This is a genomic window from Streptosporangium sp. NPDC000396 (assembly GCF_042898655.1).
GTDB lineage: Bacteria > Actinomycetota > Actinomycetes > Streptosporangiales > Streptosporangiaceae > Streptosporangium.
Genome location: NZ_JBIAZA010000008.1, coordinates 188,128 through 203,015, shown reverse-complemented (window position 1 = coordinate 203,015; position 14,888 = coordinate 188,128). Strand labels below are relative to the sequence as shown.

Genomic DNA, 14,888 nt, shown 5'->3' with positions numbered 1-14,888 from the left:
ACGCATGTGGCTAATGGTGCAGCCTACGCCGCAAGCTATCAATTGGTGTTAAGAGGGTAAAGCCGGTTCGTACCCAAATCGGACGAGAGTATCCGGGGACGGCCGCCGACGGCTGTCACGGCCTCGGCTCCGGCCCGGCGTCCCGCGTCCAGCGCGGCCTCGTCGCCCACCCCGCTCAGCAGGGCGGTCAACAGGCCGGCGGCGAACGCGTCTCCCGCTCCGGTCGAGTCAACCACTTCCGCGGCGAGCCCGGGAACCCGAGCGGTCAACTTTCCCTCCCTGGCCATCAACGCGCCCCGGGAGCCGAGCTTCACGGCCGCCGCGCCGTACCGCAGGCTCAGCTTCTCGGCGGCCCGCTCGGTGGAGGTCTCGTCGGTGAGCAGCAGCGCCTCGTCCAGGTTGGGGATGATCAGCTGGGCGGCCAGCGTCTCCTGGATGAAGCGCTCGGGACCGAAGGAACGGAGGAATCCGGTCGAGGCCGGATCGACGCTGATCGTGACGCCGTGCTGGACGGCCTGGGCCAGAGCCAGCCGGGCCAGCCGCAGTCCCGGCTCGGCGAACAGCGTGTATCCGGACAGGTGCAGGTGGGCCACCCCGTCGAGCAGGCTCTCGTCCCAGTCGTCGGGGCCGATGTGCCCGCTCGCGCCCCGGTTGGTGAGCATGGAACGCTCGCCGGACGTGTCGACCATGGCGATCACCACGGCGGTCGGCCGGTCGGGGTCCACCCGCAGGTGCGGGCGGACCCCGCCGCGCCGCAGCTCGGCGGCGTGCCACTCGCCGGTGTCGAAGCCGACGCGGGTCAGAATCCGGACGTCGGCGCCCAGCCGGGCGGCCCAGGAAGCCGTGTTGGCTCCCGAGCCGCCCGGACGCAGCACGATGTCGGCGGCGGTGTCCGTTCCGGTGGCCAGTCCCGTCAGGGCCGGCCCTCCATGAAGCGCGACGACGTCGGTGACCACGTCGCCGATGATTAGCAGGCCCGTTCGGGTCACGACTTCCTCAGTTTCCCCGGCTCCACGATGCCGCGATCTGCCCGGCGAGGCGGGCGTTTCCTCGTACGGCGGCCAGGTTCGCCTCCAGGGAGGCGCCGTCGGTGCCCTTCACCAGATAGTCCAGGAGGAAGGGGGTGATGGCCTGGCCGGTGATGTTCTGCTGCTCGGCCGACTCCAGGGCCCCGGCGAGGACCCGGTCGTGCAGGGCGGGGTCGAGCTGCTCGTCCAGCGGCACGGGGTTGGCCACGATCAGGGCGGTCTCCGGGCCGCCGAGCGCGTCCTGGGCCCGCATGACGCCCGCGGCCTCGGCCGGGGTCTCGATTCGCCAGTCGACGGGCTCACCGGAGCTGTGCAGGTAGAAACCGGGGAACTCGTCGGTGCGGAACCCGGCGACGGTGACGCCCCGGGTCTCCAGCCGCTGCAGGGTGGCCGGGACGTCCAGAATCGATTTCACACCCGCGCAGACGACGGTGATGCGAGTACGGCTCAGCATGTCGAGGTCGGCCGACTCGTCCTGGCTCTCGGTCCACCCGCGGTGCACGCCGCCGAGGCCGCCGGTGGCGAAGATCCGGATGCCCGCCCGGGCGGCCAGGAACGAGGTCGCCGAGACCGTGGTCGCCCCGCTGGCCTTCAGCGCCGCGGCGGCCGGCAGGTCACGGAAGCCCAGCTTGCGCAGGCCCGGCTCGGTGGCGATCCGCTTGAGCTCGCTCTCGTCCAGCCCGATGTGCGCCACACCGTCCAGCACCGCGATCGTCGCGGGTACGGCCCCCGCCTGGCGGACGATCTCCTCCAGTTCCCTCGCGACCTCGAGGTTGCGAGGCTGGGGCAGCCCGTGCGAGATGATCGTGGATTCGAGTGCCACGACCGGGGCGCCCTGCGCCAGTGCTTCGGCCACCTCGTCGGACGGGCGGAGCACGTTGTCGATGGGCTGCTGGGTGGTACGCATGAGCGGGTTCTGTCTCCTCGTCCGGGCCGGATGATTGCCCTTTTGGAACGATGTAAACGGGGTTGCTTGTTCCAAAAGGAGCACGTTACGGCGGTTGTGGGGAGACGTCCACTTAAAGATCAGCCAAAGGTGACCACGCCGAGTAGTGATATTACGGCGATCATGGCCGTGGCGACTCCGCCGAGAAGCAGCGCCCGGCCGCCGCGCGCGAGCTCCCTGAGGTTGACGCCTGTCCCCAGCCCGAAGAGTGCGGCCGCGAGTAACACTGCTGTCACCTCGGGGAGCGCTCGGGTAACCCCGGCGGGCACCACGCCCAGGCTCCGCACGATCACCATCGCGAGGAACCCCACCACGAACAGGGGCACCACCGGCGGCCGCCCCGCCTTCGCCGCCGGGCGGTCCGGCGCGCCCCGCGCGGGCAGGCCCGCCCGGTCTCCTTCCGCCGTCTCGAGCGGGGAACGGCTCCGGTCCTCGGCGGGCACGGTCTCCCGGCCCGGGAGCGTGCGGGCCGCGGCACGGCGCAGGGCCACGGAGGTCAGCCCCACGATCGGGGCGAGCAGGACGACCCTGGCCAGCTTGACCACCACCGCGCTCGCCAGCACCCCCGCCCCGGCCGCCGCGCCGATGGCCGCCACCTGGGCGACCTCGTGGACCGACGCGCCGGCCCACATGCCGAGCTGGTGCGGTGTCAGGCCGAGGAGCCCGGCGAGCAGCGGCAGCGTGACGATCGCGGCACTGCCGTACAGGACCACCACGCTGATCGCGCTCGCCAGGTCGTCGTCGTCGCTGTCGGCCACCTCGTGCATGGCGGCCACGGCCGCGGCCCCGCAGATGGACACCCCCGTGGCGATGAGCAGCGACCTGCGCGGGTTCACTCCGATCCGCGCTCCGATCCAGCGCGTGGCGAGGAACGTGCCACCGGTGGCGGCGGCGATCACCATGAGCGCCCGCCAGCCCAGTGCCAGCACCTCGGGCAGGGCGATCTGGAGCCCGAGCAGCACGATCGCCAGGCGGAGCACGCGGCGGGCCGCGAACCTGAGGCCCGGGCGGAACGACGGGCGAACGCCCCCAAGGTTGGTGAGCACGATCCCGCAGGCCACCGCGATGACGGCCGCGCTCACCCCCGGCAGGGCCTGGCTCAGCGACGTCGACAGAAGCACCGCGACGGCCGCCACGCCGAGGCCCGGCAGGAGGGCGCCGATCCCCGCCGTCCACTTCTGGACCGGGAGGGCCCGCCGCGCCGGGGTCTCCGGCCGGTCGGGGTGCGCGCGCCCGCTCATGCCCGGGTCATTCCTGTCGGTGGGGTGTCCGGAGGATGGGAGGAGGGCCATGAATCGAGTGTCGGCACGGCCGGGCCCGGCCAGTAGTGGCGATCTTCCTGGAAGGTCATAGCCTAGGGCTATGAGTCAGTTGCCCGATCTCGAGTCGTTACGGTTGCTCGTCGATGTGGACCGCCTGGGCAGCCTCGGCCAGGCTGCCAGGGCGGCGGGCATCGCCCAGCCGTCGGCGAGCAAGCGGATCGCGCTGCTGGAGCGACGTCTGGGGCTGCTCCTGCTGGAGCGCACCCCGCGCGGCTCCGTCCTCACCCCTCAGGGCGTGATGATCTCGGCCTGGGCGATGCAGGTGCTGGCGGCGGCCGAGGAGCTGATGCGCGGCGCCGACGCGGTACGGCACGGCAGGGAGGCCCATCTGCACATCGCGGCCAGCATGACCGTGGCCGAATACCTGCTGCCGCGCTGGCTGGGGGAGCTGCAGAACCGCGAGCCCCAGGTCCAGGTCGGGCTGGACGTGCAGAACTCGGCTGAGGTGGCCAGGCTGGTCAGCGGCGGGATCGAGCTCGGCTTCGTGGAGGGGCCCTCGGTTCCCCCGGGACTGACCTCCCGGGTGGTGGCCACCGACCGGCTCGTCGTGGTGGTCGCGCCGGGCCACCCGTGGGCGCGCCGCCGTACCATGTTGCTGGCCGCCGAGCTGGCCGCCACCCCGTTGGTCGTCCGCGAGCGGGGCTCCGGCACCCGCGAGACCCTGGACCGCGCGCTGGCCGGTCACGCCGCGGCGGCTCCCCGGCTGGAGCTCGGCTCCAACGCCGCCGTCAAGGGCGCCACCCGCGAAGGCGCCGCCCCCGCCGTGCTCAGCGGCTACGCCGTGGAGGCGGAACTGGCCACCGGCCGGCTGGTCGAGGTGCCCACCCGGGGCATCGACCTTCAGCGTCGCCTCCGCGCGGTCTGGCGCCGGGGCCGCACCCCCACCGGCCCCGCGGCCACCCTGTTGAAGATCACCCTTTCCGCCGCGAGGGAATGACTGCGGAGTAATTGACCCTGTAGACCGATTTGTCGTCTTCGCTGTATGGTGCATGACGTGGTGTTGATTGAGATTTCAAGCGTGCTCCGTCCCGAGCCGCATTGGCAGACCGGTCTCTGACCTGCGGGAACCCCCGAATTTCCACGGGGGAGCCTTCGACCTGTCACGCCCTCACCTCACCTTGGGATGTCTCGTGCTTCGTTCCCGCTATGACGTTGTGATCGCCGGAGGCGGCCACAACGGCCTGGTCGCCGCCGCCTACCTCGCCCGCGCGGGCCGCAGGGTCCTCGTTCTCGAACGCCTCGGCCACGTGGGCGGCCTCGCCGTGTCGACGCAGGCGTTCTCCGGAGTCGACGCACGGCTGTCGCGCTACTCCTACCTGGTCAGCCTGCTGCCCGCCAAGGTCGTGGCCGACCTCGGGCTCAAGTTCGAGCTGCGCCGCCGCCGCTACGCCTCCTACACGCCCGCGGGGGACACCGGCCTGCTGGTGGACAACGGCAACGCCGACCACACCGCCGTCTCCTTCGCCCGGGTCACGGGAGGCTCGGCCGACCTGGAGGCATGGCGGCGCTTCTACACGATGACCGCCGACGTGGCCCAGCGGATCGCACCGACCCTGCTGGAACCCCTCATGGATCGCGCGGCGATGCGCGACCTCGTCGGCGACCAGGCGTGGCGGGAGCTGTTCGAGCGCCCGATCGGCGAAGTCGTGGACGAGCGCTTCGCCCACGACACCGTGCGGGGAGTGGTGCTCACCGACGCCCTGATCGGCACCTTCACCGACCCCTCCGACCAGAGCCTGCTGGCCAACCGGTGCCTGCTCTACCACGTGATCGGCGACGGGACCGGTGACTGGAACGTCCCGGTCGGCGGCATGGGCGCGATCTCCGACGGCCTTGCCGACGCCGCGCGCGCGGCCGGGGCCGAGATCCTGACCGGGGCGGAGGTCCTCGCCATCGACCCCTCCGGGGAGGTCACCTTCCGCGACGAGGACGGGGAACACGAGGTCCGGGGCGAGCGGGTCCTGGCCAACGTGCCGCCCGCCGTACTCGCCCGCCTGCTGGGATCCGGAGAGCCCGCACCCGAGGGCGCCCAGCTGAAGGTCAACATGGTGCTGTCCAGGCTGCCCCGGCTCAGGGACGCCGCGGTGGATCCCAAGGCCGCCTTCAGCGGCACCTTCCACATCAACGAGGGCCGGGACCAGCTCGCCCGCGCCTACGCCGAGGCGTCGGCCGGGCGGATTCCGGAACTGCCCCCGGCCGAGGTCTACTGCCATTCCCTGACCGACCCGTCCATCCTCGGTCCCGAGCTGCGTGCCGCCGGAGCCCAGACGATGACCCTGTTCGGGCTGCACATGCCGGCCCGGCTGTTCCGTGAGGACCCGGACGGAGCACGCGAGGCCGCGCTGAAGGCCACGCTGGCCTCGGTCAACCAGGTGCTCGCCGAGCCGATCGAGGACTGCCTGCTGCGCGCCCCCGACGGGAGTCCCTGCCTGGAGGCCAAGACCCCCGTCGACCTGGAGAACGAGGCGGGCCTGCCCGGCGGCCACATCTTCCACCGGGACCTTTCCTGGCCGTTCGGCGAACCGGGGACGTGGGGCGTGGAGACCCCCTTCGAGCGCATCCTGATCTGCGGCGCGGGCGCCCGGCGCGGCGGCGGCGTCAGCGGCATCCCCGGCCACAACGCGGCCATGGCGCTGCTGAGCTGACGAGCCGTCGTTCATCGAGTTCTCATGATGAGCGCCTAGCGTTGGGGCATGGGCGACGGTGAGACGGCGCGGGTGCTGGTCGTGGACGACGAGCCCGCGCTCAGGGAGGCGCTGCAGAGCAGCCTGGAGTTCGAGGGATACCGGGTCGGCCTGGCGCCGGACGGGCAGGCCGCGCTGGAGGCCCTGGGGCGGGAGCCGTACGACCTGGTGCTGCTGGATGTGATGATGCCCCGGCTGGACGGGCTGACCGCCTGCCGGAGGCTTCGGGCGGCCGGCAACCACGTGCCCGTGCTCATGCTCACCGCCCGGGACGCCGTGGGCGACCGGGTGTCGGGGCTGGACGCGGGGGCCGACGACTACCTGGTCAAACCGTTCGAGCTGGACGAGCTGCTGGCCCGGGTCAGGGCACTGCTGCGGCGCGGCGCCCTGTCCGCGCCCGCCGCCCGGGACGACGGCGTGCTCGCCTGCGGCGACCTGCGGATGGACACCGCCAGCCGCGAGGTCATCCGGGACGGCGAGCGGCTGGAGCTGACCCGGACCGAATACCTGCTGCTGGAGCTGTTCATGGTCCACCCTCGCCAGGTGCTCACCCGGGAGCAGATCCTCAACGAGGTGTGGGGGTTCGACTTCGAGCCGTCCTCCAACTCCCTCGACGTCTACATCATGTATCTGCGCCGCAAGACCGAGGCCGCCGGGCGTCCCCGCCTGATCCACACCGTCCGAGGCGTCGGCTACGTGCTGCGGACCTCGTCGTGAGCGGCCGCCGCTCCCTGCGCTCGCGGCTCACCATCCTGATCACGGTGGCCGTGGCGATGGCCGTCGCCGTCGCCGCGGCGGCCTGCTGGTTCATCGCCCGCGCCGAGCTGCTCAGCCAGGTCGACAAGTCCCTGATGCTGCCGCCTCCGCCGGGGGACGTGATCCAGCTGCTCTGTGTGAAGAAGCCGGACACCGGAAGGCTCTTCAAGCCGATTCAGGCGATCACCGCGGACGGCAGGCTCTGCACGATCGGGTGGCCCGCCGTCAAGGTGACCGAGGAGGACCGGCGGATCGCGGCCGGGCCGCTCGGCGCGGGACGGATCCGCGACGGCGTCACGGATGACGGAGTCCCGGTGCGGGTGCGGACCCGCAACGTGGAGGCGGGCGTCGCCGTCATGGAGTCCCGGCCCTTGGACGAGCTGGAGTCCACGTTGCGGGCGCTCGCCCTGCTGCTCGCGGGGGTGGCCGCGCTCGGCGTGGTGGGCGCCGCGACGGCCGGGACGATCATCTCCCGTACGGCGCTGCGCCCGGTGGAGCGCCTGACCGGCGCCGTGGAACACGTGGCCAGGACCGAGGACCTCGACACCCGGATCCCCGTCGAGGGCACCGACGAGATCGCCAGGCTCGGCGCCTCGTTCAACGCGATGACCGCCGCGCTCGCCGGATCCCGCGAACGCCAGCGGCGGCTGATCGCCGACGCCGGGCACGAGCTGCGCACCCCGCTGACCAGCCTGCGCACCAACGTCGACCTGCTGCTGCGCAGCGAGAACACCGGCCGCCCGCTCGACCCGGAACCCAAGCGCAGGCTGCTGGCCGGCCTCAAGGCCCAGTTCGAGGAGATGTCCACGCTGGTCGGGGACCTGCTCCAGCTCTCGCGCTCGGAGGACGAGCACGAGCCGCACGTCGAGGTCGCCTTTCACGAGGTGGTCGAGACGGCCGTGCGCCGGGCCGGGCTCCGCGCCTCCGGCACCCCGATAGAGGCCGACCTGGACCCCTGGTACGTCCACGGTGACCAGGCCGCCCTGGAACGAGCCGTGGTGAACCTGCTCGACAACGCGGTGAAGTTCTCCCGGAGCCCGGTGAGCGTACGGCTGCGCGACGGCGATCTGACCGTCCGGGACCGGGGTCCGGGCATCCCGCAGGAGGAGCTGCCGTACGTGTTCGACCGGTTCTGGCGGTCCTCCTCGGCCCGGAGCATGCCCGGCTCCGGGCTGGGACTGGCCATCGTGGCGCAGGCCGTACGGGAGGCCGGGGGAGAGGTCACCCTGGAGAACGCCGCCGGTGGCGGAGCCCTGGCCCGGGTGCGGCTGCCCGGCTCCCCCGCCCGGGACTGACGGAGCCGGCGGAGCGGATAGAGCTGACGAGATCGACATTCCGGGCCTTCGGTTTTCTCATGCGGTGTTAACGATCGCCTCAGGTTCACTCAAGATCATTTGATGAGCCTGGGGGCATGAGAGATCCGAGTCGTTACCCCCGGAGGGCGGCGTGAGTCAGATGACGGCACCGGCACGCACCCGGCTGGTCGAGATCACGGTTCCCGTCCACAACGAGCAGCGGGTGCTCGCCGAGAGCATCCACCGCCTGCACGCCTACCTCACGGGCACCTTCCCCTACGGTTTCCGCATCACGATCGCCGACAACGCCAGCACCGACGCCACCTGGCGGATCGCCACCGACCTGAGCCGGGCCCTGCCCCACGTGCGAGCCGTCCACCTGGACGCCAAAGGCCGGGGCAGGGCGCTGCGCCAGGTATGGTCCACCAGCGACGCCGATGTCGTCAGCTACATGGACGTGGACCTGTCCACCGACCTGGACGCCTTCCTGCCGCTGGTGGCCCCGCTGCTGTCCGGGCACAGCGACCTGGCGATCGGCACACGGCTGTCCAAGGGCGCCAACGTGGTCCGGGGGCCCAAACGGGAGCTCATCTCGCGCGTCTACAACCTGCTGCTCCGCTCGGCGATGGGAGCCGGTTTCTCCGACGCCCAGTGCGGGTTCAAGGCGGCCCGCACCGAGATCGTCCAGGCGCTGCTCCCGGCGGTCGAGGACGAGGAGTGGTTCTTCGACACCGAGCTGCTGCTCCTCGCCGAGCGTCACGACCTGCGCATCCACGAGGTGCCGGTCGACTGGGTGGACGACCCGGACAGCCGGGTGGACATCGTCAGAACCGCCATGGACGACCTTCGCGGAATGGCCAGAGTCGCCCGGAAGACCCTGTCGGGCGCGGCCCGGATCCCGGTGCCGCCACGTGTCCAAAGGGCCCGGCTGCCCACCGGCATGGCCCGCCAGCTGCCCAGCTTCGCCATCATCGGCGTGATCAGTACCCTGGCCCACCTGGCCCTGTTCGTCACGCTGCGGCTGATGACACCGGCCGTGGTCGCCAACGCCCTGGCCCTGCTCATCACCGCCATCGCCAACACCGCCGCCAACCGCCGCTTCACCTTCGGCGTCACCGGCCGCGCGGGCGCCCTCCGCCACCAGCTTGAGGGCGGGCTGGCCTTCCTCATCGGCCTCCTGCTCAGCACCGGCGGCCTGGCCCTCCTCGACCGTCTCGTCCCTGGCGCCTCCACCGTGACGGAACTCGCCGCGGTGATCGCCGCCAACGCCCTGGCCACCCTGGTTCGCTTCCTGCTGCTGCGCTCCTGGGTCTTCAACCCCCGCCGTACGAAGGGAACCGTCCGATGACCGGCCACGCCACCCCGGGCCCGGGGCGGGCCGCCGTACGGCGAGCGTTCCTCGGCGACCCCGGAGACCCCCGCTGGGCGCGGCCCGCGCTGTGGGGGGTGCTGGCCCTGGCCGCCGTCCTCTACACGTGGGCACTGGGCCGCAACGGCTATGCCAACACCTACTACTCCGCCGCTGTCCTGTCCGGCACCCAGAGCTGGAAGGCGTTCTTCTTCGGCGCGCTGGACGCCGGGTCCTTCATCACCGTGGACAAGCCGCCTTTGGCGCTGTGGGTGATGGTGCTGACCGCGAGGGTTTTCGGGTTCGGGACGTGGAGCATGCTCCTGCCCCAGGCCGTCATGGGTGTCGCCGCCGTCGGCGTGGTCCACTCGGCCGTACGGCGCGCGCTACCCGGCACGGCGGGCCACGCCGCCGCCCTGCCGGCGGCCCTGGTGATGACGCTGACCCCGATCACGGTGGCGATCAACCGGGACAACAATCCCGACACCCTTCTCGTCCTGCTCCTGGTGCTGGCCGCCTGGTTCTGCCAGGAGGCGATCCGCACCGGCCGGATGCGCACCCTCGTCGTCTCAGCCGTCCTCGTCGGCCTGGCGTTCAACACCAAGATGCTCCAGGCCTACCTGGTGCTGCCGGCCCTCGCCCCGGTGTACCTGGCCATGGCCCCCGGCACGGTGGCGCGGCGTCTCGGCCACCTGCTCGCGGCGGGCCTCGCGCTGGTGGTCTCCAGCGCCTGGTGGATGGTGATCGTGGACCTGTGGCCCGCCTCCAGTCGCCCCTACGTCGGCGGCAGCACCGACAACTCCGTCTGGGACCTGGTCATCGGCTACAACGGCCTCGGCCGGATCTTCGGCGGAGGGTTCGGCGGTGGGGGGATGCCGGGCGGCGTGGGGGAGTTCCCTGGCGGCGGAATGCCGGGCGGCGCGTTCGGCGGTGGGGGGCTGCCGGGCGGAGGGATGCCGGGCGGGGGGTTCGGCGGAGAGTCCGGGGCCGGGCGCCTGTTCAACGACATCATGGCCGGGCAGATCTCCTGGCTCCTGCCCTTCGCCGTGATCGCCCTGATCACCGGTCTGGTCCTGGCCGGTCGCCGTTCCCCGCGCGTCACCCGGACGGCCCTGCTGCTGTGGGGCGGCTGGCTCGCGGTCCACTACGTGGTGTTCAGCTTCTCCGGCGGCATCTTCCATCCGTACTACTCCACGGCCATGGCCCCGGCCGTCGCCGCCCTGACCGGCCTCGGCGGGGTGCTGCTGTGGCAGGCCTACCGGCGGTCCCGGGCCTGGGCATGGGGACTGCCCGCGGGCATCGCGGTCACGGGGGCGTGGGCCTTCGTGGTGCTTCGCCGTACGCAGGACTTCGTGCCCTGGCTGGCGTGGGCGGTGGCCGCGATGACGGCGGTCGCGGTGCTCGGGCTGGTCCTGGCCCGGTTCGGCAGGCGGGTCAGGCGGCGGATCGCGGTGGTCGCCCTGCTCGCCGGGATCGTCGGCGCTCTCGCCGGTCCCGCCGCCTACGCCCTGACCCCGCTCGGCTCGCCCGTCAGCGGCCCCAACCCCACCGCGGGGCCCGCCGGGAGCGGGGGTTTCGGCGGCATGCGTTGGCCTGGCGGCATGCCCGGAGGTTTCCCCGATGGCGGGATCCCGCAGGACCCGCCGGTGGGAATGCCGGGCGGCGGCGGGCAAGGGCGGCAGACGCTCCCCGCGTGGATGATGCGGGGCGGCCCCGGTGGAGCCGTGGACCAGAAGATGATCGAGTATCTGAAGCGGAACCGGGGCGGCGCGACCTGGCTCGTGGCGGTGAGCAACGCGCTTGCCGCTTCACCGATCATCCTCTCCACCGGTCTGCCCGTCATCGCCATGGGCGGCTTCGGCGGCGGCGACCCCGCCATGACCGTGGACCGGCTGAAGGAGCTCGTCTCCTCGGGACGGCTCCGGCATCTGATGATCGACGGTGGCCGAGGCGGTCCCGAGCACGGAAGCGCCGAGGCGAGCACGTGGGTGCGGGCCAACTGCGCCGTCGTCGCCCCCGCGGAGTACGGCGGCGCCGAGGGAGGCCCGGCTCTCTACCGCTGCGACTGAATCACCGCCTCGGCCGCGACGGCTCCACCCAGGCGGGTACCGCCGGGCGGAGCCCGATCGGGGGGAGGTTCCGGCCGGTCCTGCCGCCCGGAACCTCCCCGCGATCGGGCCGGTTTCGGGCGGCCGGTCCTGCCGCCCAGACTGCCGACAGGGCGAAAGGGGCCGCCGTGGAACGGGGCTCCTCCACCCGGGAGGATCGTTGCATTTTCGCCGGGCGAGGCAGGCGGAACGGGAACAAACCATTAACTGAATGGCTAGTCAGTAATATTGGGGATCACCAGGCCGTATTGCTGTAGTCTTGCGCCGTGCATAGCGAAGAAGGGACGCGGAGCAGCCGGGCCGACCAGGCCGACCAGCGCCGTGCGGAGCTGCTCGAAGCCGCCCGGCGGGTCGTGCTCGAACGGGGACTGGCCAGCACCCGCGTCGCCGACATCGCCAAGGCGACCAACGTGAGCGGCGGGTTGATCCACTATCACTTCGCCACCAAAGACGATCTCATCACCGAGATGCTCCGCAGCACCAGCGACGCGGAGGTCCAGCGGCTGAAGGAGATCGCCGCGGGGCCGGGAACCGCCGTCGAGCGGCTGGACCGCGTCCTGCGCTTCTACATCCCGGCCTCCCGCTCCGACCAGAGCTGGATCCTCTGGCTCGACGCATGGGCCGTCGGGGTGCGCGAAGAGCACGTACGGACCATCCTGCTGGAGCTGGAAGGCGCCTGGATCGACATCCTCGGCCAGGTGATCGCCGACGGTGTGGCCGCGGGCGAGTTCGTCTGCGACGACCCCCAGGGCTCGGCCGAGCGGATCGACGGCATGCTCGACGGCCTGGTCGTCCGCTACACCCTGCACGCCGGAAACATGTCCCGCGGCCGGCTGCTGCACCACGCCCGGGTCGCCGCCGCCCGCGAGGTCGGCCTCGATCCGGAGGTCTTCTCCTCCTGAGCCTCCCGGCGCCGTCCGCCTCCCTCGGTTCCGGGAGACGGGCGCGGGGCGGCGGCGGTGGCCGCGGCAGTCAAGCCTTCCTCCGGCCGGCGCGCAGCAGCATGACCGCGGGGACCCATAGGAGAATGAACCCTGACAGCTGGAAGGCGACGGCCCCGATGGTGCACCAGCCGCCGATCAGCCATGCCACGAACGCCGGAGGAATCACGGCGCGGTGACCGATCCAGGCGATCAGGAGGCCCAAGACGAGCAGCGGCAAGGAGAACGAGCCGATCGTCAGCCAGAAGGCGCCCAGGGCCGGCAACGGATCAGCCAGACCGTTGGCCGGGAACCACAGCCCACCCGAGAACCATGTGGAGAGGTGCCGGATATTGAAGGCGAGGGTCACGACGAGGTGCAGCATGCTGAGGAAGACCGTGATCCGGCCCGCGAGGATGACCGTGCGGTGCCGGGATGTGACCGAGACATCCATGTGTACTCCTTGGAAGCTAGTGTTTCGGCATGGGTGCGGCCGGCGCCGTGCCGTACGGTGATCGGCTACGAGCTTGCGGCCGTCGCACCCGGTCGCTCAGGGTGACCGTTGCTCAGGAGCCTCGATGACGGCGATGACGCACTGGTCGGCTCCGACGCACTTCTGCTCTTCGAGAGCGATTCTCACGGAGGCCCTTTCTCCTCATCGGGGGATGGATTCGGGGATGGAGCTATTCGATTCATGGCTGGTCACCAGCCATTCGGTGTGCCCGCCCGGGTAGGCCGGTCGGCTGACCCCCCTTCTCGCCGGTACCGCCCCAGCTCGGGTGTGGGTCGAAGGGGCTGAGGCGCTGCGGAGGGGGCGGGCTTTGACACGGCTCGGGGGCGCGGCGTCCTTCCGGGCAGGCCGGCGCCCAGGCCGCCCGCGACTGCGACAGATACGATACAGCACTATTCTGTATTTTAAATAGCGAGCCCCTGAGTATTTAAATACAGTTATGTACTGTATTTTGATCCGCTCGGGCCCCGCGCCACGAGCTCACACGAAGCGAGGGGTGAGGCCGCCGCCGCCAGGTTCCAGGCAGGCCGGGGCAACGGCCGGCATCGGAGCGTCGCTCAGGAGAGCAGGTCGCCCACTGCGGCGATGCCCTCCTTGATGGCGCGCTCGCCAACGTTGCCGAAACCCAGGACCAACTGGACAGGCGCGGCGACCTGGGCCGAGCGGCACGCGCTCATCCCGTACAACCCGACTGCCCTGTCCAGGGCGGCAGCGATCACCGCCTGTTCGTCGTCTCGCTCCTGCAGATGGACGACCGCGTGGAATCCGGCCGCGAGACCGGTCACCTTCACGCCTGGGCAGTGCTCTTCGAGCGCCGCCAGCAGCGCCGTTCGCCGTGCGGCGTACGTGGTCCGCATCCGGCGCAGGTGCCGGTCGTACCGGCCCGACTCGATCAGTCTGGCGAGGGCGTGCTGGTCGAGTATCGGGGAGCCTCGGTCGCTCACGTGCTTGTGCGCCGCGATCCGTTCGGACAACGCGGGCGGGCAGAGCAACCAGCCGAGGCGCAGTGCGGGCACCAGCGACTTGCTCACTGTGCCGATGGCGATGACGTGGTCCGCCGCGAGCCCCTGCAACGAGCCCACGGGCTCGCGATCGTAGCGGAACTCCGCGTCGTAGTCGTCCTCGATGACGACCGCGTCCCGGCGCTCCGCCCAGTCGATCAGCGCCAGCCGCCGCTCGGGGGCCAGTGCCACCCCCGTCGGCCACTGATGTGCGGGAGTGACGATGACCGCGCGGGCGCCGGTCGCGGTGAGGGCGTCGACGTCGACGCCGTGCTCGTCGACCGGCACGGGGATCGCCGACAGGCCCGCCGCGGCCACGGCCGAGGTGATCGTGGGAGGCGATCCCGGATCCTCGTAGGCCACCGCGCGTACGCCGCTCTCCGCCAGCGTGCGCAAGGCCAGGCCGAGCCCCTGCATGTAGCCCGAGCAGATGACGATGCGTTCGGGGTCTGCGGCGGCGGCGCGTACCCGCCGGAGATATGCGGCCAGGACTTCGCGCAGTTTCGCGCTGCCACGCGCGTCCCCGTAGTCGAGTGCGGCGGCCGGCATGGCGCGTCCTGCCTCGCGTAGCGCCCAGAGCCAGTCGTGCAGCGGGAATCCGCGCAGGTCGGGAACGCCCCACTGGAAGTCTGCGATCAGGTGCCGTGGCGGCGCCGGTGATGTCGCGGGGGATGCGGGGGCGCAGGCGCCGGCCGCGACCCGGGTGGCGGAGCCAACGCGTGCTACCAGATATCCCTCTGCCTGGAGCTGGGCGTAGCACTCCTGCACCAGCCCGCGTGAGAGTCCGAGTTCGCGGGCGAACTGGCGCGAGGACGGAAGCCGCTCGCCAACCCGCAGCCGTCCGGACCGGATCGCCTCCCGCACCTGACGTTCCAGCTGGCACCCGAGCGGCTCGCTGCTCGTCCTGTCGATGGACAGCAACAGATCTGGCGACAGACCGGACCACTCCAACGGCATGGAATTGGAGCT

Annotated in this window: 12 protein-coding genes; 7 read left to right on the top strand and 5 right to left on the bottom strand. The window is 71.6% G+C overall.

Annotation, left to right across the window (positions count from 1 at the left end):
- Positions 1-38: 38 nt before the first annotated feature.
- The 3 genes from ACFY2X_RS15405 to ACFY2X_RS15395 all read right to left on the bottom strand — a co-directional run bounded on the left by ACFY2X_RS15405 (position 39) and on the right by ACFY2X_RS15395 (position 3,215).
- On the bottom strand, positions 39-989 hold the full coding sequence (locus ACFY2X_RS15405; RefSeq protein WP_389938224.1) for a carbohydrate kinase family protein: 951 nt from the start codon (positions 987-989) through the stop codon (positions 39-41).
- A gap of 7 nt (positions 990-996) precedes the next feature.
- Positions 997-1,935: a pseudouridine-5'-phosphate glycosidase gene (locus tag ACFY2X_RS15400; RefSeq protein ID WP_389938221.1), complete on the bottom strand. Its 939-nt coding sequence runs from the start codon at positions 1,933-1,935 to the stop codon at positions 997-999.
- 119 nt (positions 1,936-2,054) lie between these two features.
- On the bottom strand, positions 2,055-3,215 hold the full coding sequence (locus ACFY2X_RS15395) for a YeiH family protein (RefSeq protein WP_389938218.1): 1,161 nt from the start codon (positions 3,213-3,215) through the stop codon (positions 2,055-2,057).
- A gap of 121 nt (positions 3,216-3,336) precedes the next feature.
- Between ACFY2X_RS15395 and ACFY2X_RS15390 the strand changes: the two genes are divergently transcribed.
- The 7 genes from ACFY2X_RS15390 to ACFY2X_RS15360 all read left to right on the top strand — a co-directional run bounded on the left by ACFY2X_RS15390 (position 3,337) and on the right by ACFY2X_RS15360 (position 12,389).
- Entirely contained in the window at positions 3,337-4,233 is an 897-nt protein-coding gene (locus tag ACFY2X_RS15390) for a LysR family transcriptional regulator (protein WP_389938215.1), read from the top strand.
- Positions 4,234-4,426: 193 nt separating this feature from the next.
- Positions 4,427-5,941: a phytoene desaturase family protein gene (locus ACFY2X_RS15385; RefSeq protein WP_389938212.1), complete on the top strand. Its 1,515-nt coding sequence runs from the start codon at positions 4,427-4,429 to the stop codon at positions 5,939-5,941.
- Between the two features lie 48 nt (positions 5,942-5,989).
- Positions 5,990-6,697 carry a response regulator transcription factor gene (locus tag ACFY2X_RS15380; RefSeq protein ID WP_389938209.1) on the top strand — a complete coding sequence of 236 codons (708 nt, stop codon included), beginning with the start codon at positions 5,990-5,992 and terminating at the stop codon, positions 6,695-6,697.
- On the top strand, positions 6,694-8,031 hold the full coding sequence (locus tag ACFY2X_RS15375) for an ATP-binding protein (protein ID WP_389938206.1): 1,338 nt from the start codon (positions 6,694-6,696) through the stop codon (positions 8,029-8,031). Before ACFY2X_RS15380 ends, ACFY2X_RS15375 begins: the two co-directional genes overlap by 4 nt.
- A 160-nt stretch (positions 8,032-8,191) precedes the next feature.
- Positions 8,192-9,379 carry a glycosyltransferase gene (locus tag ACFY2X_RS15370; RefSeq protein ID WP_389938544.1) on the top strand — a complete coding sequence of 396 codons (1,188 nt, stop codon included), beginning with the start codon at positions 8,192-8,194 and terminating at the stop codon, positions 9,377-9,379.
- Positions 9,376-11,448 carry an ArnT family glycosyltransferase gene (locus ACFY2X_RS15365; RefSeq protein ID WP_389938203.1) on the top strand — a complete coding sequence of 691 codons (2,073 nt, stop codon included), beginning with the start codon at positions 9,376-9,378 and terminating at the stop codon, positions 11,446-11,448. The genes ACFY2X_RS15370 and ACFY2X_RS15365 overlap by 4 nt, the downstream gene beginning before the upstream one ends.
- Before the next feature lie 305 nt (positions 11,449-11,753).
- The gene (locus tag ACFY2X_RS15360; RefSeq protein ID WP_389938199.1) at positions 11,754-12,389 is read left to right on the top strand and encodes a TetR/AcrR family transcriptional regulator; all 636 of its coding nucleotides are present in this window, start codon (positions 11,754-11,756) and stop codon (positions 12,387-12,389) included.
- A 70-nt stretch (positions 12,390-12,459) separates the two neighbouring features.
- Here the strand turns inward: ACFY2X_RS15360 and ACFY2X_RS15355 are convergent, their stop codons facing one another.
- Positions 12,460-12,861, bottom strand: coding sequence for a DUF6463 family protein (locus tag ACFY2X_RS15355; protein ID WP_389938196.1), 402 nt, complete (start codon positions 12,859-12,861; stop codon positions 12,460-12,462).
- A gap of 614 nt (positions 12,862-13,475) precedes the next feature.
- The gene (locus ACFY2X_RS15350; RefSeq protein ID WP_389938193.1) at positions 13,476-14,876 is read right to left on the bottom strand and encodes a PLP-dependent aminotransferase family protein; all 1,401 of its coding nucleotides are present in this window, start codon (positions 14,874-14,876) and stop codon (positions 13,476-13,478) included.
- Positions 14,877-14,888: the final 12 nt, after the last annotated feature.

What these genes read in the sequence shown, in the direction of transcription:
- ACFY2X_RS15395 (WP_389938218.1), bottom strand. Translation starts at nt 3,215, where the DNA reads ATGAGCGGGCGCGCGCACCCCGACCGGCCGGAGACCCCGGCGCGGCGG.
- ACFY2X_RS15350 (WP_389938193.1), bottom strand. Translation starts at nt 14,876, where the DNA reads ATGCCGTTGGAGTGGTCCGGTCTGTCGCCAGATCTGTTGCTGTCCATC.
- ACFY2X_RS15380 (WP_389938209.1), top strand. Translation starts at nt 5,990, where the DNA reads ATGGGCGACGGTGAGACGGCGCGGGTGCTGGTCGTGGACGACGAGCCC.
- ACFY2X_RS15355 (WP_389938196.1), bottom strand. Translation starts at nt 12,861, where the DNA reads ATGGATGTCTCGGTCACATCCCGGCACCGCACGGTCATCCTCGCGGGC.
- ACFY2X_RS15390 (WP_389938215.1), top strand. Translation starts at nt 3,337, where the DNA reads ATGAGTCAGTTGCCCGATCTCGAGTCGTTACGGTTGCTCGTCGATGTG.
- ACFY2X_RS15365 (WP_389938203.1), top strand. Translation starts at nt 9,376, where the DNA reads ATGACCGGCCACGCCACCCCGGGCCCGGGGCGGGCCGCCGTACGGCGA.
- ACFY2X_RS15370 (WP_389938544.1), top strand. Translation starts at nt 8,192, where the DNA reads ATGACGGCACCGGCACGCACCCGGCTGGTCGAGATCACGGTTCCCGTC.
- ACFY2X_RS15400 (WP_389938221.1), bottom strand. Translation starts at nt 1,935, where the DNA reads ATGCGTACCACCCAGCAGCCCATCGACAACGTGCTCCGCCCGTCCGAC.